The 20,455-nt window shown below is 51.6% G+C and carries 21 protein-coding genes; 7 read left to right on the top strand and 14 right to left on the bottom strand.

Going from position 1 to position 20,455, the window contains the following annotated elements:
- On the top strand, nt 1–305 hold a 305-nt coding region (locus AB1690_09405; GenBank protein MEW6015528.1), incomplete at its 5' end, for a deoxyribodipyrimidine photolyase.
- Here the strand turns inward: AB1690_09405 and AB1690_09400 are convergent.
- The 12 genes from AB1690_09400 to AB1690_09345 all read right to left on the bottom strand — a co-directional run bounded on the left by AB1690_09400 (nt 291) and on the right by AB1690_09345 (nt 11,921).
- Complete coding sequence (locus AB1690_09400; GenBank protein ID MEW6015527.1) at nt 291–599, bottom strand: iron-sulfur cluster assembly protein; 309 nt, start codon at nt 597–599, stop codon at nt 291–293. The two genes, AB1690_09405 and AB1690_09400, sit on opposite strands and share 15 nt — an antisense overlap.
- Before the next feature lie 3 nt (nt 600–602).
- Nucleotides 603–1,067 carry a Fe-S cluster assembly sulfur transfer protein SufU gene (sufU, locus tag AB1690_09395; GenBank protein ID MEW6015526.1) on the bottom strand — a complete coding sequence of 155 codons (465 nt, stop codon included), beginning with the start codon at nt 1,065–1,067 and terminating at the stop codon, nt 603–605.
- Nucleotides 1,060–2,343 (bottom strand): cysteine desulfurase, encoded by a 1,284-nt coding sequence (locus AB1690_09390; GenBank protein ID MEW6015525.1) that lies wholly within the window; start codon nt 2,341–2,343, stop codon nt 1,060–1,062. Before AB1690_09390 ends, sufU begins: the two co-directional genes overlap by 8 nt.
- Nucleotides 2,344–2,354: 11 nt before the next feature.
- Nucleotides 2,355–2,672, bottom strand: a complete 318-nt coding sequence (locus AB1690_09385) for a non-heme iron oxygenase ferredoxin subunit (protein ID MEW6015524.1) — start codon at nt 2,670–2,672, stop codon at nt 2,355–2,357.
- Nucleotides 2,669–3,979, bottom strand: a complete 1,311-nt coding sequence (gene sufD / locus AB1690_09380; protein MEW6015523.1) for a Fe-S cluster assembly protein SufD — start codon at nt 3,977–3,979, stop codon at nt 2,669–2,671. Before sufD ends, AB1690_09385 begins: the two co-directional genes overlap by 4 nt.
- A complete protein-coding gene (gene sufB, locus AB1690_09375; GenBank protein ID MEW6015522.1) occupies nt 3,979–5,409 on the bottom strand; it encodes a Fe-S cluster assembly protein SufB in 1,431 nt (476 codons plus the stop codon). The genes sufD and sufB overlap by 1 nt, the downstream gene beginning before the upstream one ends.
- 1 nt (nt 5,410) lies before the next feature.
- Complete coding sequence (sufC, locus tag AB1690_09370; GenBank protein ID MEW6015521.1) at nt 5,411–6,184, bottom strand: Fe-S cluster assembly ATPase SufC; 774 nt, start codon at nt 6,182–6,184, stop codon at nt 5,411–5,413.
- Between the two features lie 8 nt (nt 6,185–6,192).
- Nucleotides 6,193–6,681, bottom strand: coding sequence for an Rrf2 family transcriptional regulator (locus tag AB1690_09365; GenBank protein ID MEW6015520.1), 489 nt, complete (start codon nt 6,679–6,681; stop codon nt 6,193–6,195).
- A 255-nt stretch (nt 6,682–6,936) separates the two neighbouring features.
- A complete protein-coding gene (locus AB1690_09360) occupies nt 6,937–8,217 on the bottom strand; it encodes an aspartate aminotransferase family protein (protein MEW6015519.1) in 1,281 nt (426 codons plus the stop codon).
- Between the two features lie 310 nt (nt 8,218–8,527).
- The gene (locus tag AB1690_09355) at nt 8,528–9,478 is read right to left on the bottom strand and encodes a lysylphosphatidylglycerol synthase domain-containing protein (protein ID MEW6015518.1); all 951 of its coding nucleotides are present in this window, start codon (nt 9,476–9,478) and stop codon (nt 8,528–8,530) included.
- An 8-nt stretch (nt 9,479–9,486) separates the two neighbouring features.
- Nucleotides 9,487–10,860 carry a sigma-54 dependent transcriptional regulator gene (locus tag AB1690_09350; protein ID MEW6015517.1) on the bottom strand — a complete coding sequence of 458 codons (1,374 nt, stop codon included), beginning with the start codon at nt 10,858–10,860 and terminating at the stop codon, nt 9,487–9,489.
- On the bottom strand, nt 10,857–11,921 hold the full coding sequence (locus AB1690_09345) for a HAMP domain-containing sensor histidine kinase (protein ID MEW6015516.1): 1,065 nt from the start codon (nt 11,919–11,921) through the stop codon (nt 10,857–10,859). Before AB1690_09345 ends, AB1690_09350 begins: the two co-directional genes overlap by 4 nt.
- 184 nt (nt 11,922–12,105) lie before the next feature.
- Here AB1690_09345 and AB1690_09340 point away from each other — a divergent pair, with 184 nt between their 5' ends.
- From AB1690_09340 to AB1690_09330, 3 genes are all read left to right on the top strand, one after another.
- Nucleotides 12,106–12,654 carry a hypothetical protein gene (locus AB1690_09340; GenBank protein ID MEW6015515.1) on the top strand — a complete coding sequence of 183 codons (549 nt, stop codon included), beginning with the start codon at nt 12,106–12,108 and terminating at the stop codon, nt 12,652–12,654.
- 87 nt (nt 12,655–12,741) lie between these two features.
- Nucleotides 12,742–13,494, top strand: coding sequence for a DUF2231 domain-containing protein (locus AB1690_09335; protein MEW6015514.1), 753 nt, complete (start codon nt 12,742–12,744; stop codon nt 13,492–13,494).
- A 139-nt stretch (nt 13,495–13,633) separates the two neighbouring features.
- Nucleotides 13,634–14,029: a hypothetical protein gene (locus tag AB1690_09330; protein MEW6015513.1), complete on the top strand. Its 396-nt coding sequence runs from the start codon at nt 13,634–13,636 to the stop codon at nt 14,027–14,029.
- Between the two features lie 155 nt (nt 14,030–14,184).
- Here the strand turns inward: AB1690_09330 and AB1690_09325 are convergent, their stop codons facing one another.
- Nucleotides 14,185–15,237: a 3-oxoacyl-[acyl-carrier-protein] synthase III C-terminal domain-containing protein gene (locus tag AB1690_09325; protein ID MEW6015512.1), complete on the bottom strand. Its 1,053-nt coding sequence runs from the start codon at nt 15,235–15,237 to the stop codon at nt 14,185–14,187.
- A gap of 162 nt (nt 15,238–15,399) precedes the next feature.
- On the opposite strand from AB1690_09325, the gene AB1690_09320 reads away from it, so the two are divergent.
- From AB1690_09320 to cydB, 3 genes are all read left to right on the top strand, one after another.
- On the top strand, nt 15,400–16,839 hold the full coding sequence (locus AB1690_09320) for a DASS family sodium-coupled anion symporter (protein ID MEW6015511.1): 1,440 nt from the start codon (nt 15,400–15,402) through the stop codon (nt 16,837–16,839).
- A gap of 78 nt (nt 16,840–16,917) precedes the next feature.
- The gene (locus tag AB1690_09315) at nt 16,918–18,267 is read left to right on the top strand and encodes a cytochrome ubiquinol oxidase subunit I (protein MEW6015510.1); all 1,350 of its coding nucleotides are present in this window, start codon (nt 16,918–16,920) and stop codon (nt 18,265–18,267) included.
- A complete protein-coding gene (cydB, locus tag AB1690_09310) occupies nt 18,264–19,292 on the top strand; it encodes a cytochrome d ubiquinol oxidase subunit II (protein MEW6015509.1) in 1,029 nt (342 codons plus the stop codon). Before AB1690_09315 ends, cydB begins: the two co-directional genes overlap by 4 nt.
- A gap of 267 nt (nt 19,293–19,559) precedes the next feature.
- Here the strand turns inward: cydB and AB1690_09305 are convergent, their stop codons facing one another.
- On the bottom strand, nt 19,560–20,318 hold the full coding sequence (locus tag AB1690_09305; protein MEW6015508.1) for a hypothetical protein: 759 nt from the start codon (nt 20,316–20,318) through the stop codon (nt 19,560–19,562).
- Between the last annotated feature and the right edge of the window lie 137 nt (nt 20,319–20,455).

The raw sequence follows: 20,455 nt of genomic DNA, 5'->3' as shown, positions 1-20,455 counted from the left end.
TGGCGGGATATATGCGAATGTACTGGGGGAAGAAAATTCTGGAATGGACCGCAACGCCGGAGGAAGCATATCAGACTGCGATTTACTTAAACGACAAATATGCGCTCGATGGGCGCGACCCGAACGGTTACGCCGGGGTGGCATGGTGTTTCGGCAAGCATGACAGACCCTGGAAAGAGCGACCGGTATTCGGGAATATTCGGTACATGAATGCCGCCGGGCTAAAGCGGAAGTTTGACGCCGATGAATATGTCAGACGAGTGGAAGAAAGCTGCCGGAAGAATGACACCCTACCAGATACCTAAGACATCTTTCGCCATATCGGAGGCCATCTCAGCCGGATTCCAGGGCGGGTCCCAGACGACCGTAACGGAGGCTTTCTCGACTCCCTCGACCGCTTTGACGGCGTTTTCCACCTGCTCCACCAGCATTGGACCGTATGGGCAGGCCGGGGTGGTCAGGGTCATGGTGATGTTGACCTCTTTATTGTCAACAATTTCGACATCATAGATCAATCCGAGGTCAACCACCCCCAGAGCGATTTCAGGGTCTTCGATTGGCTTAAGTTTCTCAAGAATCAATTCGCGGGTGAGAGACATTCTTTATTCCGTAGTAGATATGTTGGTCTTCACCCCCTGCTCTTTGGTGGCAAGGGCATCGATAAGAGTGGTCCAGGAGAGAAGAGCGCACTTGATTCGGACCGGGAATTTTTTGACTCCGCGCAGCGATTCCAGATCCCCCAGGTCGATATGGTCGGGGATATCTTCCCCTTTGAGCATCTTGCGGATAGTCTCGGCGATTTTCTTGACTTCATCCAGAGTTTTCCCCTTGATGGTATCGGCCAGCATTGAGCCGGACGCCACCGAGACGGCGCAACCGACACAGCTGACATAGATATCCTTGATTTTGTCGCCGTCAAGCTGAAGTTCCATTTCCAATTCGTCGCCGCAGGAAGGGTTCTGCCCTTCGTTGTGGATATCGGCATGCTCCAATTTTTTTCGGCCCCGGGGAAATTTGTAATGCTCCATCAGAATATCGCGGTACAGGCTGTCGAGTTCGTCAGACATAGCGAAAATACTTTCTGGCTTCCTTGAGCCCGGCTGCAAGGTGGTCAATGTCGTCAGCGGTATTGTAGATATAGATGCTGGCGCGAGTGGTGGAACTGACGCCGAGAAGTTTGGTCAGCGGCTGGGCGCAATGATGCCCGGCGCGGACAGCAATCCCGAGGGTATCGAGGAAAGTGGCAAGGTCATGCGGATGGATATCATTATCGGCAAAGGCAATCGCTCCCCCCCTCTTATCTGCGTCATTGGGTCCAAAAACTTTAATGAAATCGAGAGCGGCAAGCTTATCGAGCGCATACGCCGTCAACTCTAATTCATGCCGTCGGATATTCTCCATGCCCAGTTTACTCAGATATTCCAGAGCGGCGCCGAACGCCGCCGCGCCGGCGATATGGGGAGTGCCGGCTTCAAATTTCCAGGGAAGAGTATTCCAGCGGACCGATTCAAAGCGGACATCACTTATCATTTCTCCCCCGTAAGTAACCGGCTCCATTCTTTCCAATAATTCCTGCCTGCCAAAAAGTATGCCGACTCCCGTGGGACCGAGCATCTTATGGGCGGAAAAAGCCAGAAAATCAGCATTTAGCGCACCGATATTGACCGGCAGATGCGGCACCGACTGGGCGCCATCGACGAGGACCACCGCCCCTTTCTTATGAGCGATTTCAATGATCTCCTCCACCGGATTGATTGTCCCCAGGACATTGGACATCTGCGTCATAGCGACAATCTTCGTGCGCGAATTTATAATCTCATCGATATCGGACAGGTCAAGAAGACCCTCTCCGGTGATTCTTATATATTTCAGTTCCGCGCCGGTTTTCCGGCTCAGCATAAGCCACGGCACAAGGTTGGCATGATGCTCCATCTGGGTGATAACAATCCGGTCGCCGTGACGGAGATTTGCTTCTCCCCAGGATTGCGCCACGATATTGATGGCTTCGGTTGCGTTGCGGGTGAAGATTACTTCTTCCGGTCTGACGCCGCCGATGAACTCCGCCACTTTGACGCGGGTCGCTTCGTATGCCGCGGTGGCTTCTTCGGCAAGGGTATGCAGGCCGCGATGAACATTGGCGTTCTGATAAGAATAATATTTCTCGATGGCGTCCAGCACCGCTTGCGGTTTCTGGGTGGTGGCGGCGTTATCGAGATATATCAGCGGCTTGCCGTGAACAGTGCGGGAGAAGATCGGAAAATCGAGCTTGATTCGTTCCGGGTCAAATGGCGACACTGACGGCACACTGCCGTTGAGGTCAAGGATTTGACGATGCGATTTCATCATGCGACCCCTTATTCCGGCAGAGCCAGATAGATTTCACCATTTTCGATTTTGACGTCATAAGTGCCGATACCGACCACCGCCGGAAAACGGGTGGCGGCGCCGGTTTGGATATTGAAACGGGCGCCGTGACGGGGGCACTCGATTTCGCCGTCAATTATATCACCGCCGCTCAGGTCGCCGCCGTCATGGGTACAGAGATTGTCGAGGGCGTAAAATTTCCCCTGAACTTTGAGCAGAATGATATCTTTGCCGTTGAGATGAAACTCGCGCATCTGCCCTTCGGCAAGTTCTTTCTCGCCGCAGAGCCGCAGATATTGCCCTATCATAATTCGCTCCCCAGTTTGTCCAAGACCAGATTGCGCAATAGCGGCTGCAGGTCGGAGGGAATCTGGCTGATGGTCGGTTCGACAAAGCCGCCAACAATCATTTTGACCGCCTCGGAGCGCGCCACACCGCGGCTCTCCAGATAGAAAAGCATCTCCGGGTCGATTGGTCCCATAGTGGCGCCGTGGGTGCAGCGCACCTGGTCGGCGAGAATCTCCAGTTCCGGTATCGATTCCGCCCGCGTTCCCTTATTCAGGAGAAGATTGCGGTTCTCCTGATAGGCTTCACAATTGGCTGTCTCTTTTTCAATTCTGATAAGCCCGGTATAGGCGGAATTGGCTTTATCTTTCAGAATTACTTTAAAATCGATATTGGAAAACGACTCGCTTGCCTTATGATGATGCATAGTATGATAATCGAAATGCCGGGCTTCGTCGCCGAAGAGGACGCCGTACATCCGGCTGTCAGCGCCTTTGCCGTTCAGAATCGTCCCGGCATTGACCTTGGAAAGCGAACCGCCCATAGCGCCGAATATCGAATAGAGGGAGCCGCCCGTCTCCACCTGTCCGCGCTGGGTAATGTAAGACGTGCATTTCGAAGAGAGCCGCTGCAGGTTAACATAACGCACCCGCGAGGAGTCCCCGACAAAAATTTCAACCACGCTGTTTGCCGAGGGGTCTTCCAGACGGCATTCGCCAGCGTAATCATCGATAACGGTAACTTCGGAATTCCGCCCGACCACCACCAGCAACCGTCCCATGGTGAACTGACCGCCGGGGTGACGGTTCATCAGAATCGGTTTCTCGATAACAGTATTATCCGGGATATAAAGAAAGAAGCCGGTATTCCACAGGGCGAGATTAAGGGCTTCAAATTTGCCGAATGAAGAGCCGACCAGTTTCCCCAGAAAGCGCCCGGCAAATCCCTCGTTCTCGCGAAGCGCCGAGTAGATATCTTTGAAGATTACCCCTTTGGCGGAAGTCTCCGGAGTCAGCTTGGTCACGGTCATCCGATTATCGAGATTGTAGCCGATAGCGGCATACTCAGGCGTAACCGGATACGGTTTGCCGTTGCTGCCATCGGGCACGACCGGATAAAGGTTCATCAAAGCGTCAATATTCTTAGCCAAGAAAGATTCCGGCGCGGTGTACCGCCAGATATTCTGGACTCTTTCCGGAAGCGGAAGCTCAAGATATTTCTCCCAGGCGTTCTTGCGAAGCCGGTAAATCCATTCCGGTTCATTAGTCTGAATCGGCCTGAAATCTATCCTGTCTTTTGCAACTGTGGTAGTATCTGTAGTTATATTCATCACCCTACCGACCCTTCCATTTCAAGTTCAATCAAACGGTTCAATTCCACCGCATACTCCATCGGAAGTTCTTTGGTGAACGGTTCAATAAAGCCGTTGATGATGAGCAAACGGGCTTCATCTTCAGTCAAGCCGCGGCTGGTCAGATAGAAAATCTGCTCCTCGGCGACCTTACTGACTCGCGCCTCATGCTCAATCCGGACCTCGTCGGCATCAATTTCCATTGTGGGATAGGTGTCGGAGCGAGAGGCGCCGTCAATCAAGAGAGCGTCACATTCCACCGAAACTTTGCTTTTGGTGGCGTTGGGATAGACCTTCACCAGACCGCGATAAGAGGCTCTTCCACCGCCTTTGGAGATTGATTTGGATGTTATGCGGGAACTGGTGTTGGGCGCGGCATGAATCGCTTTGGCGCCGGCATCCTGATGCTGGCCATTTCCGGCAAACGCGATAGAGAGAATCTCCCCCTTTGCCCCTTCGCCCACCAGATAGACGGCCGGGAATTTCATGGTCAAACGGGAGCCGATATTCCCGTCAACCCACTCCACCGTGGCGTTTTTATGCGCCACCGCCCGTTTGGTCACCAGATTGAAAATATTATGCGCCCAGTTCTGAATAGTGGTGTAACGAATATAGGCGCCGTCGAGCGCCAGAAGTTCCACTACGGCCGAATGGAGCGAGTTGGTCGAATAGACCGGCGCGGTACATCCTTCGATATAATGCACCCGCGAGCCTTTATCGGCAATTATCAACGTCCGCTCGAACTGCCCCATATTCTCGGCATTGATGCGGAAATATGCCTGAAGCGGAATTTTGACATCAAGTCCCGGCGGCACATAGATAAACGACCCGCCCGACCAGACAGCCGAATTCAAAGCGGCGAATTTATTATCATGGGGAGGAATGACAGTAGCGAAATATTTCTTGACTATCTCCTCATGCTGGCGCAAGCCGCTATCCATATCAAGAAATATCACCCCCTGCTTTTCCAGGTCTTCCTTGAAAGAGTGATAGACCACCTCTGACTCGTACTGGGCGGTTACCCCGGCAAGGAATTTCCGCTCCGCCTCCGGAATCCCCAGACGGTCGAAAGTCTTCTTGATATATTCGGGGACATCGTCCCACGACTTCCCCTGGGCTTCAATCGGCTTGATATAGTAATAGATATCATCAAAGTTGATGGAGTTGAGAAGTTCCGTATTGCCCCATTTCGGCATCGGCTTGGAATAGAAAATATCGAGCGCTTTATGGCGAAAATCGCGCATCCAGTCCGGTTCTTTTTTCATCCGAGAAATCATCTCCACCACTTCGTGGCTGATTCCCTTGGCCCCTTTATGGAAATATTCCTCCGGGTCACGGAAGCCGTACTTTTCGGCGTAGTTGTCGCCGATATCTATGACCTGGGCATTCTTATTCTGAGTTTCTTCCATTTTAGACCTCGACTGCTTTCATTACTTCTTTTTCGATCCAGTCGTAACCCTGCTCTTCCAGTTGCAGGGCAAGTTCCGGTCCGCCGGAGCGGACAATCTGCCCGGCCATCATCACATGCACCTTGTCCGGTTTGACATAGTTGAGCATCCGCTGGTAGTGGGTCACCAGAAGAACCGCGCCGTCTTTGGGGGCATAATGATTAATCCCCTGGGAGACAATCCGAAGGGCATCGATATCAAGCCCGGAGTCGGTTTCATCCAAGAGGCAAACCTGCGGTTTGAGCATTGCCATCTGAAGAATCTCAATCCGCTTCTTCTCGCCGCCGGAGAAACCGTCATTCAGATAACGGGTGGCAAAGGCTTTGTCGATATCAAGCGATTGGAATTTATCAGTGAGTTCTTTGCGGAAATCCCGCAGGATATTTTCATCGCCGTTGTATTTCGATTTCAAGGCGGAACGAAGGAAATTGGCGACCGTCACCCCCGGTATCGCCAGGGGATACTGGAAGGCAAGGAAAAGTCCCGCCCGGGCGCGCTCGGTGGCATCCATCTCCAGAAGATTTCTTCCGTTGATATAGGCTTCACCCTTGGTTATGGTGTAATTGGGATGCCCGGCGAGGGCGTTGGCAAGGCTTGATTTGCCGGAGCCGTTAGGACCCATCAGGGCATGCTTCTCCCCCTGGCGCATCTCCAGGGTAACACCTTTAACAACCTCTTTCCCTTCCACTTCGACATGGATATTCTTAAAGTCAAAAATTACTTTTTTCTCGTTCATCGCTTCCTCTATGAATTTAAGATGTTATTCTCCGGTTTGATTGACTTGTGTTCTTCCGGGTTTGCATCGGAGTTGATTTTCAATTCTTTTTTCCCGTTGGCCAGTTCCGCCAGATTGACCCGGTCCAGATAGCCGCTGACAAATTCATTGAAAGCGCCCCAGACATCGCGAACCGTGCAATCTTCAGTATGTACGCAGCAATCGCCGTCACCGCTGTATCGCTCGCAGTGGGTCGGCCCGAATACCGGCTCCCCCAGGGCGGCAAAAATCTCGCTGAGGGTAATCTCCTGCGACGGTTTAGAGAGAACATACCCGCCGCGCCGTCCCCGGACCGCCTTCACCAGCCCGGCTTGCTTGAGAATCATCAGGAGTTTGCCGGCATAGGGCAACGACAACCCTTCCTTAGCGCTGATTTCCGGAAGAGTCATCGATTGATTACTTTTAGCCAGAAGAATCATGCAGCGGAGCCCATATTCTTCAAGTGCCGTTACTTTCATATACAGTTCCTCAGTTAACTTCCAACCTATTATACAAAATCATTACAAAAAAGTAAAGAATTATATTGAAATAAAACGAAAAATATCATTTTTGGTTCCATTAATCCAATATTTTCTCCAAATTATTATAATTCAGTCGCTTACTATCTTTCTTTGCACAAAAAAACGCCCTGCGACTTTCGTCACAGGGCGCATCGGGTATACTAAGAGGGGTTCTTTATTTATACAAACCAACCGGCGATTCGGTTGGATAAATTATCCTACCAGGACCCTTTCCAGACGGTCGGCGATATAATCGACCTCATCATCGTTAATTATAAGCGGGGGCGAAATCCGGATGGTGTGGTGATGACTGTCGTTGCAGAGCATATCATGCTGGAGAAGTTTCTCGCAGTACACCATGGCGTCGCCGTTTTTCATCTCGATGCCGATAAAGAGCCCTTCACCGCGCACCTCTTTGACATGCGAACTGCGGGCGGCGATATCGAGGATTCTTTTCTTTAGGATTCTGCCGGTCTCGGCGGCGCGCTCCGCCAGACGCTCCTCCACCATTACGTCGAGAGCGGCGATTCCGGCGGCGCAGGCAAGCGGGTATCCGCCGAAAGTGGAGCCGTCATGTCCCGGCTGGAAAACTTTATCCATCAGAGCCCGGTTGGTGACCATCACCGACACCGGCACCATCCCGCCGGCTATCGCTTTGCCGAGAACGACGGCATCGGGGATAACATTTTCATGCTCAAAGCAGAACCGTTTGCCGGTCCGTCCCAAGCCAACCTGGATTTCATCAAAAATCAGGAGAAGATTGTGTTTGTCAGCCAGTTCGCGGAGCCCTTTCAGGAAACCTTGCGGCGGCTGATACATTCCCCCCTCACCCTGCATCGGTTCAACCAGAATGGCGCAGGTGTTGGGAGTAATCAGTTTTTCGGTATCTTCAAGACTTCCGTAACGGGCGATTTTGAAACCGGGAGTAAGCGGTCCAAACCCTTCTTTGTATTTCTGACTGGTCGAGAAAGAGACAATGGTAATCATCCGGCCATGGAAGTTGTTCTCGAAGACAATTATCTCCTGCTTGCCATCCGGAATCCCTTTTTCCTTCCAGCCGTAATAGCGGGCAAGTTTAATGGAAGTCTCTACCGACTCGACTCCGCCGTTTTTCGGAAGCACCTTGTTACCGTTGTTGCCGAACCGCGGACCGAGTTGCGGCACCAGTTCCGCGACCTTCTTGAGGAATAGCGCCAGGACATCGGTAAAGACCACATTGGAGATGACCGAGGCGTAATTTTCCTGCAAGGCCCGGATAAGGGCATCGACAATTTTGGGATGATGATGCCCCGGGTTGGCGGCGCTGTAAGCGGCGAGGCAGTCAAGAATTTTGCGGCCGTCCTGGGTGTAAAGCCAGGCGCCCTGAGTTTTGCGAACGACTGTTTTGAGGCGACGGTAATGCTTGGCGCCGTAGATATCTTCGATATCAAAGACTTCGTTGTCAGGAAGCGGGGAGAATCCGATGAGGGCTTTATCTTTGAGCGTGATAGACATGCTTGGACTCCTTTATCTTAATTTATAAGCCTCTAATTATAACAATTTTTCGGCATTTCGGCAATGGGATAAATGGATAAATTATAAGATTTTACAGGATTTTGACAGGAGCGGAACATTTACCGATTTTGTCTATGATACCAATGTTTTTGGAAGGCATTGTAATTGGGACAAAGATAAGATGTTGGGGGTAAAGAGGATTGGAGATGAGGGTCTCGCAGGCTGAGACCTGACTGAGGTGAGACGGTTTAAACGTCCTGGAATCCGTCCCCGGCGGAGACAGGACCAAACGCATCCTCTTGCTTATTCTCTAAAGAGGATTGTTGTGCTTCTTCAGCCGGTATGTCCCCAGCGCCAGAAGCGTAATAATCACTTCGGCGATGGTTATCCAGACACGGTTGATAATCGCAATCGATGCCGCCAGCGGTCCCCCCAGTTTCACCGCCAGCACCGCCGAAAGAACCCCCTCCCTAATTCCCAGGCCGGCCGGCGAAAGAAAGGCGATATATCCCAGAATATAGCCCGTGATATAGGCGCCGGTGGAATAGATAAACGGGAGGCTGGTGTCGGCAAGAAGCGCCCGCAGGAAGAAATGAAAAGAGATACCAAAGAGGGTCCAGTTGAGAAGATACCAGAGGAAGATCTCCAGACGGTTCTGCAGGCTGGGACGGTACTTCACCGGTTCCTGCCTGAACAGTTTCAGAATTTTATTGAGCGCCCAATTGAGACCATCCGGCTTAAAGAAGAGGAAGAGAAACAAAAGAACTGTGGCGGACATAAATATATACAGGATATTCCGCATGACCTCCATTGATTTGGGAAGGGCATCCAGCCCGAGCGTCGCCGGTATCAGAAGAAAGGCGGCCGGAAGGGCGTACCCCTGCACCAGCGCAAACGAAGCCAGCGCCACCTGTGGCGGGACTTGTACTTCCTTGGCAAGACCGACCATCCCGACCACCTGCCAGACCTTGCCGGGAATATACCGTCCCAGATTCGCCAGATAGACCACCCGGAACGCTTCATGCAGTTTAATTTTGATTCCGAAGCCGGCAATGACAGCGCGCCATCCCTGGCTTCCGCAGAGATATGCCGCCATCAAGGTAACAATGGAAACGACCGCATTAAACCAGTCGATACGCCATTTCCACTGCGACAGCTCGGCCCGATGACTATAAATGGTCTTAAAGAGGATATAGAAAATCAGTCCGGCGATAAGCCATCCGAAGATATTTTTCAGAACTTTTTTCTTATCGAGGGGCATAGCGCTTTCTAATCGGCAGTGTTGTCCGATTTATCCTCGGTAATCGCGTATTTTTTCATTCTGTAAATCAGGATATGGCGGGGGATTTTAAGAAATTCCGCCGCCTTGGAGCGGTTCCAGTTGAACCGTTCCAGCGCCGAGAGTATCAACTGCTTCTCCGCCTCATGAAAAGAAAGGGTACTTAACGGGTTTGCCGCTATCGTCTCCTTCGCCCTAACCGGTTCCCCGAAATCGGGCGGAAGGTCGCCGGTGGTGAGACGGTTCCCTTTCCGGAGAATCACCATCCGCTCCATCAGGTTTTCCAGTTCCCGGATATTGCCGCGCCAGGGGTGCGCCTGCAGCTGTTTCATCAGACGGTCATCGATTTCGATACTCTGCTCCGGGCTGAACCGTTTCAAGAACTGCCTGACCAGCGCCGGGATATCATCGGGTCGCTCGCGAAGCGGCGGGATATGTATTGGAATAATATTGAGGCGATAGTACAGGTCTTCGCGAAATTTGCCGTCAGCCACCCGCCCTTTCAGGTCAACGTTGGTGGCGGCGATAAGACGGATATCGATTTCTTTCCCCTTCTCGGCTCCGACCGGCTCGATTAGCCGCTCCTGGATTACTCGCAGAAGTTTCGCCTGCAGTGCGGTGGAAAGTTCGCTTATTTCATCGAGAAGAAGTGTCCCGCCGTCAGCCAGTTCGAATTTACCTCTCTTATCTTTGATGGCACCGGTGAAGGCTCCTTTGATATGTCCGAACAGTTCCGATTCTATCAATTCTTTCGGGATAGCGGCGCAGTTGACGGCGACAAACGGTTTATTGTACCGCGGGCTTTTGTAATGGATGGCGCGCGCGATAACCTCCTTGCCAGTGCCCGATTCTCCGGTCAGAAGAATAGTGGCATCGGATGGCGCCACTTTCTCCACCAGAGCCATCAGGTCTTTAAACGGTTTGGAGACGCCGACAATATTTTTGAAATATTCTTTTCCGCTCAGTTGCTCCCGGAGAAGTTTGTTCTCGTCTTCCAGTTTGCGGAATTTGAGGGCTTTATCAATAGCGACAAAGAGCTGCTCGTCATCAAACGGCTTGGTGAGGTAATCAAACGCCCCCGCTTTCACCGCCGCCACCGCCATGGCGACGGTACCGTGAGCCGTCATCAGGATTATCTCCAGGTCGTTCTGAATCTGTTTGGTCTTTTCGAGAAGTTCCATCCCGTCGATGCCGGGCATACGGATATCGGAGAGAAAAAGGTCGTACCGGTTCTGCGCCAGTTCCGCCAGGGCGGCAGTGCCATCGGCAACGACCGACACATCGTACCCCTTTTGCTTCAGTTTATATTGAATTACCCGCCGCAGGCTGGCGTCATCATCGGCAACCAGAATCCTGATACTCATCGGCTCTTTCCCTCCAGCGGGAATTTCACCGTGAACCGGCTTCCCTCGCCCGGTTTACTATCGACTGCAATGGTACCGGCATGTCGCTCCACAATCGATTTGACAATTGCCAGCCCCAATCCGGTCCCTTTGCTTTTGGTGGTATAAAAGGGGTCGAAGATTCGCTCCAGGGAGGAGCGTTCGATACCGCTTCCATAATCAAGTACGGTAAGAACGGCCGATTTTCCGTCGGCACGAAGGGCAACTCGTATTTCGCCCCCCGGTACAGAGGCGTCAACCGCATTCAGCGCCAGGTTGATTATCATCTGATGAATCTTCTCCGGGTCAGCGACAATTACAATATTATCGCTTAAATGGGAGGTCAGCTTGATGCCGGCGTTTTCAATCTGAGGTTGAAGTTGCCGCAGGCTCGATGTCACCACTTCCGCCAGGTCGAGCCGCTCAAAATGTATTTCCCGCGAGCGGGCAAAATCGAGAAATTCATGGACAGTGCTGTCGAGACGTTTTATCTCTTTGAGAGCGATTTCCTGAAACTCCTTCTTTTCGTCGGAGGATGCCCCCTCGCTGCCAAGAATCTCCACCGCCCCTTTTATAGACGCCAGCGGGTTTTTGATTTCATGCGCCACCCCGGCCGCCATCTGGCCGATAAGTGAGAATTTCTGCGACCGCTCCAGCTGCAGTTGGGTTTCCTCGTGACGTCTCCGTACCATCGTCTCCCGGTCAATAAGAGCGCCGGTAAGGGAAGCCAGGGCAAAATAAAAGATAATCTCAATCAATTCGCTGGTGACATCAACGTGCGGATTATCCATAAGGAAGATATAAGGCTGGACCAGAAGAGAGATAACAAAGGCGACCGTCAGCCCACCGCGCAACCCAAACCAGGAGGAGCCCATGACGATAGGGATATAGCAGAGACGGCTATGAATGGCGTGCGCCAGAGGAGAATGCCCGAAAAGCGGCTCAATCACCCAGCCATAATGAATCGCCAGGGTTAAAGCGGTTGTTCCGCCCAGAATGAACGCTTTTCTTAGAGCGTCAGTTTTGGGGCTGCTGGTCGGCATCTCGTCGTTACCAATGAATTAGATTCCAAGTTATAGAAAATTATACAGATATTTTGTCGACAGGTGAAGAATATTCTTCATTTTTCAGATAATTCTACAATTTCTCCGGAACCTCAAAGTCCATCCGCCAGCGCAATCTATTGTATTATAATCAGTTGCGAAACAGCAACTTTTGGCATGAAATTTGACACGATTAGTTATGATTAAAGAGCTGTTTGAGGAGAAAGGAAAAATGAATATGAAATTGCTTTCAACTTTGGTGTCTGCATCACTCCTGCTTCTGGCCGCAACCGGTTTTGGGCAGGAAAAGAGTCCGGAAAAGCCAAAGGAACTTAGGAATCAGACCCATTGTCCGGTGATGGGCGGCAAGATCGATTCCACGGTTTTCACCGACATTCAGGGGCAGAGGGTCTATCATTGCTGCCCCTCTTGTATCCCTAAAATAAAAGCCGACCCGGATAAATATTTCAAGAAAGCGGCGGCGCAGGGCGTAATTTTCGAGAATATTCAGAAGACCTGTCCCGTGTCCGGAGAGCCGATAGACAAGAGCAAGTTTGTCGATTTTGAAGGGCGCCGAGTTTATTTCTGCTGCAATCAGTGCCTAAAAGACTTCAATAAAGACCCACAGAAGTTCCTTTCGAAGATGACGGAATCATCGGAGAAGCCGTCCGCGGATATGGAAAAGAAGCGCGACACGAATGAAGGGCACGGCGACCATCATCACGGGCACTGACATTTGAGTATTTTCCGGGAAAAGTAGAAAGATACGAGCGCCGTATTCATGAGAGTGAGTCCGGCGCCATGATCCTGAGTTTGAATTATGGAATTATCGACGGCGTACAAAAAGGTCATTCTTGTCTTGTTTGTCATAGTGGTGCTGACAGCCTATGGCCGCGCGGAAGACGTTTCCGAAGTGACCAATAATATCTGCCCGGTTCTGACGGACGAGAAGGTCGATTCGACCATATTTACCATTTATGAAGGAAAGCGAGTTTACTTCTGCTGTAACAAGTGCCGTCGGCAGTTCTTGGCGGAGCCGGAGAAATTCGTAGCGAATCTTCCTCAGTTCGCGAGCGCCACAGCCGCAGGGTCGGAGCATGACCACCAGCGCGACCACGGAAACGGCGAGCATGAATTCAACCTGGTTGTTTACCTGGGGAAATTTCATCCTCTGGCGACGCATTTTCCGATAGCGCTGATCATCACCGCCTTTATATTCTCGGCCGGGGCGGCCCTAACCAAGAAGGAGACCTACGATAATTTGAGCATCAAGTTGACCTATCTGTCGGCCTTAAGCGCGCTGGTGACATTGCTGCTCGGTCTGGCGGCCGGCTCATCGGCGTCATACCCATCAGAGTTAAAACAGTATTTCGAATGGCATCGGCTGATGGGTATCGGAACCACCCTGGCGATTCTATTCACGGCATCGTTCGCCCGACTCTGTGAAAGTCGACGCACCAAAGTGAGAATACTGGTATTCAGGGGAATGCTGTTAGTTTCGGCCGTAGCGGTCGGGATTGCCGGACATCTGGGAGCGAGTTTAGTTTTCGGACCGGAGCATTTTGCGTTCTGAAAGAGGTGAGGGATGAGTCTAAAGAGAATGACCGTGTCGTGATGACAATGCTTTTGACCGCCTGAGCGATTCGATATTAACGCCAATGTTTGGATAGAAGCGCCGTATCAATACCAAGTTTGAATGGGAAATGATTGCGATGATATTTGATAATCTCAGGGCATTGGAATTGAATCATCCCGGGGCGGTCGTGGTTGATTTTGTCAGATTTTCCGGGTGCGCCCAATGCCGCCAGACGCTGGAGAACCTCAGGCAGGCTCTTAAAGAACTGAACCTCAAGGCGCAGATTTTTCTTTATGACGCCGACAAGGAGCCGCTTGAGACCGGTATATCATCGCAGTCTCTTCCCTATATCAGGATAAATGGACTGGAAGTTGACCTGGGAAAATTCGGACAGGCGGCTGATGGTCCCCATTGCCGACGGTTCAAGACCGGACTGGAGATTTCCGGATATCCGACCAAGGAGACGATAGTTAAGGCGATAAACCACTGGCTGGATAACGATGACGCCCGCCGCTGGCTGCTGCTGCTGTAAGACAGAGGGGCAATTTTCAGTGTCAAGGGGAACATCCATATGTCATGCCGGACTTGATCCGGCATCCAGAAGATTGGATTCCGAATCGAGCCCGGAATGACATCAACCGTCGGGTTAGAAACCTGACGGATGAAAATGGTCAAGAAGATATTTCCTTAAAACATCACCAAGAGGTTCTCGGAGCAGAAGCCGGGACCGAGGGCGGAGATTAAACCGTATTCCCCATCGGAATAAGAATATTGCCGAATATGTTCTTCCAGCACCAGCAAAACCGAAACAGCGGAGACATTGCCGAAATCCCGCAGCGCCCGGCGACAGATATCCAGTTTTCCGTTGGATAGATTGAGGGCTTTATTATAAGCATCAAGGACTTTCGCCCCGCCCGGATGCAAAATGAAATAAGAGATTTCATCCAGAGTCAGTTCAAACTCTTTAAGAAATGATTCGAAATTAACCCGGGCGTGGGCATGCACAATATCGGGAATCCGCCGGCTGAAGACCACCTGCAGGCCGGTAGTGTAGATATTCCATCCCATCACATCGAGCGAGTCGGGCCAGAAGGTGCTTCGCGTGCCGACAATTTCTACTCCCCCGGAATCATCCTTATCTCCCGAAAGAACCACCGCCGAGGCGCCGTCACCGAAAAGGGCGGCTGCCACGAAATTGCTTTTGGAAAAATCGTTCTGCTGAAAAGTGAGGCCGCAGAGTTCAACTGCCACCAGTAAGACTTTCTCATCGGGATGACCGCGCAGATAGTGATACGCCTGCGACAACCCGGCGGCACCGCCGGCACATCCCAATCCCCACACCGGCGTGCGTCGGATGTTAGAGCGCATATGTAATACGTTAATGAGGCGGGCGTCGATAGAGGGTGTCGCCAGCCCGGTGGTAGAAATGAAAATGAGATAATCAATATCGACTGCGCGTAATCCGGCTTTTTCCAGCGCTTTTTCCACCGCCTCTGCGCCCAGAGCGGTGGCGGTTTCAATATATTTCTCATTCTTCTCGGAAAAACTGCGCTCGATATCGTACCACTCCGGCGGCACCGAAAGATAACGGATTTCGATACCGGCATTGGCGAAGACCGGCATTAAGTCGTCGATATTCAAAGACGACCCGGCGAATATTTTCCGGACATATTGTTGAATCTCCGCTTGCGTCACCCGATAAGGCGGCAGAGCATGCGCTATAGATTTGATAAACGGCATAAAATCTCTCGAGATTATAATTGTACACTTGCAACAAATCTATCGCTCGATAAGTGCCCGCCATCAGTCCATGTTCGAGACATTTTACTTGACTTTGGCCGGCGTCATCGATATGCTTTGCGCGATTGTGAAATTTGTAATTTGCTTTCAGCCGTAGAGGTTATGCCGGAACCAATCAATATTGACCCGCAAGGATACCTGATAGTCAAAGTCAACTGGAAACTGGCTTTGAAAGTCTTCATCGTCCTGGCATTGGCGTTCGGCGCCGGCTTTCTTCCGATACCGGGGCTTTCCGGCACGGCGCGAATCTGCCTGATGATTTTTGTCGGCGCTGCCGGTTTCTGGATAACGGAAGCGATTCCCCCTTTTGCCACCGCCATTATGGTCATCGTGCTGAGCGTCTATTTCCTGGCGGCGACCTATCACCCTACCGGCGTGGAGAGCGGATTGCTCAGCTATCAGGTCTTTCTCAACCCTATCGCCAGCCCGGTACTGGTTCTCTTTTTCGGCGGGTTTATTCTGGAAGCGGCGGCGGTGAAACATGGGTTCGACCTCCGTCTCACCAAAGCGCTGATTAAGCCATTCGGCACCAATCCCCGGATGGTGCTATTGGGAGTCATAGTTACCACGGCGGTGTTTTCGATGTTCATGTCGAACACGGCGGCGACGGCGATGATGTTTGCCGCCTTCACGCCGCTTTTCCGCAGTTTCGAAGACCGCGGGCAGTTCCGCAAAGCGCTGATACTGGCAGTGCCGTTTGCCGCCAATATTGGCGGGATGGGTACCATTATCGGAACCCCCCCCAACGCGGTCGCCGCCTCGGTGCTGGGAGAATTGGGCTACCCGATTTCATTTTTAAAATGGATGGTGGTCGGTGTGCCGATTATGATGGTACTTATTTTCCTTTTGTGGTTCATACTTCTTAAGGCTTTTAAGCCGCGAGCCGAAAAATTCGAAATTCTCTTTCCCGAGCCGCTGGCGCCGACCTGGGATTTCCTCCTGGTGGTGATTACTTTCTTTGTCACCGTTTTTCTCTGGGTGACCGAGGCGCTGCATCATATCCCGGCCGGCGTAGTGGCGCTTCTGCCGGTAATGATTTTCACCATGTTCGGCATTATTAACCGTGAAGATTTGAAAAAACTGGAGTGGGATGTTCTGATTCTGGTGGCGGGAGGGATGGCGCTCGGGGTGGCAATGAAAAGTTCCGGGCTGTCGGATGTATTGGTCGGGATGATTTCATTCCAGAATTTCTCCCCCTTAATATTATTGCTGGTGATTGCCCTGGTCACAATAATTGTCTCCAACTTCATGAGTCATACCTCGGCTTCCAACCTGCTGATACCGATTGTAACATCACTGACGGTAATGGCGCCGCAGACAGGAGGCAGTCCGATAACGCAGCTGGGGACGCTGGGGGTCGCTTTTGCGGCATCGCTGGCAATGAGCCTTCCGATAAGCACTCCCCCCAATGCTATCGCCTTCGCCACCCGCGAAATCACCACCAGGGAGATGGCAAAATACGGGACGATGGTTTCTCTTTTCGGAGTGCTCGTCATCCTGCTGGTGCTTCTGGGGCTATGGTACCTGAAGATGATAACTTGAGCGTTTGTCGAATTTAAGTATAGATTCTTACGGGAGGTGTTACATGAGAAGCGTTCTTCAAAGGAGGGATGAGTCATAATGGACCCCCTCTTATTATCACGGATACAGTTTGCGGCAACCGTGGCATTCCATTATATCTTTCCGCCGATGAGCATCGGGCTGGGATTGATTCTGGTGGCGATGGAGGGGCTTTATCTAAAGACCAAGAACCCGCTCTATCAGCAGATGACCAAATTCTGGGTGCGCGTATTCGGGCTGATATTCGCCATCGGCGTCGCCACCGGCATAGTTATGGAATTCCAGTTCGGCACCAACTGGTCAACCTATTCGCGGTTCGTGGGGGATGTCTTTGGGTCGGCCCTTGCCGCTGAGGGAGTATTTGCCTTCTTTCTGGAATCCGGATTTCTGGCGCTGCTACTATTCGGGTGGAACAAGGTCAGTCCCGGGTGGCACTTTTTTTCGACCATCATGGTTGCCTTTGGAGCCCACTTCAGCGCCATCTGGATTGTGGTCGCCAATTCCTGGCAGCAGACTCCGGCCGGATATCATATAGTCGGCGAGGGCTTGAAAGCGCGCGCCGAAATTACCGATTTCTGGCAGATGGTCTTTAATCCCTCGACTCTCGATAGAATCAGCCATGTCTATATGGGCGCCTGGCAGGCCGGGGCGTTTTTCGTTTTGAGCGTGAGCGCCTTCTACCTTCTCAAGAAGAAACATCAGGAGTTCGCCAAAGCCTCTATCAAGATTGCCCTGGTGCTGGCGGCGGTCGCCTCTGTACTGCAACTGGTATCGGGCCACTCCAGCGCCAAAGGAATCAGCGAAACGCAGCCGGCGAAACTGGCCGCCTTCGAAGCCCACTACCCGGAATCAGCGCCGGCAGACCTCTATCTCTTCGGATGGGTCGATGAGGAAGAAGAGAGAGTGAAGATGGGAGTGAAGATTCCCGGGATGTTGAGTTATCTGGTTCGCTGGGATACCGAGGCGCCGGTAACGGGACTTCGGGCGTTCCCGCCGGACAAGAGGCCGCCGGTCAATTTTGTCTTTCAGACCTATCATGCCATGGTGGCGCTCGGCATGGCGCTGATACTGATATCCTGGCTGGGCGTATATTTCTGGTGGCGCAAGAGACTTTTCGATATCCGCTGGTTTCTCTGGGCGCTGGTTTTCTCCGTGCTGGGACCGCAACTGGCAAATCAACTGGGATGGTTTTCCGCCGAGGTGGGACGGCAGCCGTATATCGTGTATAATCTGCTTCTGACCGCCGACGGTATCTCCAAGACTGTTACCGCCGGGGAGATTTTGACCTCGCTGGTTCTCTTCGGGATTATCTATATATTCCTGTTTGTCCTTTTCATCTATCTCTTGAACGAAAAAATCCAGCATGGTCCGCTGGCTGATGACCTGATTGTGGAGGGACATAGAGCATGAATTTCAGTTTTGATTTGAATTCTATCTGGTTTATGCTGGTCGGCGTCCTTTTCACCGGCTACGCGGTGCTGGACGGTTTCGACCTCGGCGTGGGGGCATTGCATCTCTTTACCCGGACAGATGAACATCGGCGGATAATGCTGAACTCCATCGGGCCGGTCTGGGACGGCAACGAAGTCTGGCTGGTGACCGGCGGCGGGGCGCTATTTGCGGCCTTTCCGATGGTCTATGCCACCGCATTTTCCGGTTTCTATATGGCGCTGATGCTGCTTCTTTTCGCGCTGATTTTCCGCGCCGTGGCGATTGAATTCCGAAGCAAGCAGACGATGAAATGGTGGCGCAATCTCTGGGATGTCAGTTTCAGCGTCAGCTCGATTGTTTCGGGGCTTCTGCTGGGAGTGGCGATGGGGAATATCGCGCTGGGAATTCCGCTTGATGCCGAGCATGAATTCGCCGGGACTTTTTTCGGACTGCTGAATCCGTATGCATTAGTTGTCGGGATAACAACGGTCGCTCTTTTTATGATGCACGGGGCGATTTATGTCGTGCTTAAAACGGAAGGGGAACTTCACGAGAAAGTCCGCGGCTGGGTGAATAATACGATAATATTTTTTGTTATCTGCTATGTCGCCACGACGATGATTACGCTTCTGTATGTCCCGCATATGACGGAGTATATCAAGACGCATCCGGTGCTTTTTATCGTGCCGTTTCTGAATATGCTGGCGGTGGCAAATATTCCGCGCGAGATTTATCATCGGCGCGATTTCCGGGCGTTTCTGTCCTCCTGTTGCGCCATGATGGCGCTTCTGGCGCTTTTTGGTATCGGGATGTTCCCGTACCTTATCTATTCCCAACCGTTCCCGGAGAACAGCCTCGATATTTACAATGCGGCGTCATCGCAGAAGACGCTGGGGATAATGCTGATTATCGCCGGTATCGGGATGCCGCTGGTGCTTGCGTACACAACGGCGGTATACCGGATATTCCGGGGGAAAGTGAAACTGGAGCCGACGAGTTATTGATGGAAGAGTTGCGGGAGAAGGTTGGGAGTAGGGCAGGTTCCTTGCGAACCTGACTCCTTGTCATGCCGGACTTGATCCGGCATCCAGAAGAATAGATTCCGGCGTACGCCGGAATGACGATTTCCGTCAGGAGTCCGCCACGGCGGACTGACGGCGCAAAAAAATGTCAAAGTCCGAGGGGATTTTGACTTACTCTTCTGGATTCCCGACCCGAGTCGGGAATGACAGTCAGGAGCGCAGGGCTCCTGACCTACCAGACTGTTGGTCCTAACAACCCCGCGGAAAATAATAGACCAAAGGACGTCCAGTATCATCCAGATACCGAATCCAGGCGTGGAACCGTTTCGGTTCATCAATACCATAATAGAGTTTAAATTCCTTCGGTGAAAGGCAGTACGCCGATGGTGTTTCCACAATTACTTCCATCCACTTACCCTGTACGCTCTGCGGATATATTATATAATTCCACTCTAAGGTTCTGGTTCCGTCGGACCGATATCCATACTCTATTCTCAATGCTTCGGTCAAAGCCGAATCAGATTCGGGAGAATCATAGAACCTGACGTCTTCATCATCTATGAAGTAAACCGCTCCTTGGCGAGGAATTATATCTGCCCATAACTCAAATATTTCGCGGGACCGACGTCTCAATATCCATCCGTCTGAACTGCCAATACTATCATGGCAGTTGAAGGCCACTCTGATCCAGTTTGAATCCGGGCTGATCTCCAAGATTGGAAATCCTACAGTTTCATAGGCATATTCAGCCATTACCTCACCAAACCAGAATGAGGTATCAGATTGACGGACATATATGTACGTGGAACGCCAAACAGCAACGGTATCCGATGTCAGGTCCGGTTGAGAATAAATCACCACATTAATATCTCCTGATTGTGAACCAATCGGATCATAAATTCCGATTCCATATTCGGTGCAACGTTCTCCTCCGTCTGCCTGATGCAAGAAGATGACAGTAATGGCTGCAAAGAGGGTCAGAAGAAGCGGTAATCTTCTCATTGTCATTTTGACTCTCATAAGACGAGCGTACCTGGGCAGCAGAATCGCTACCCGATGGACTTCAAAAAGTACTCTTTTTCACCTCTACCTCGCCGTCAGGAATCTTTACTGACGGACCTATTCCAATTATAAGCCGTTTGTCC

Source organism: Candidatus Zixiibacteriota bacterium (assembly GCA_040753495.1).
In the GTDB taxonomy this organism is placed as follows: Bacteria; Zixibacteria; MSB-5A5; order GN15; family PGXB01; genus DYGG01.
Note: the sequence above shows the minus strand (reverse complement) of the source record. Positions and strands in the feature narration are given on the sequence as shown.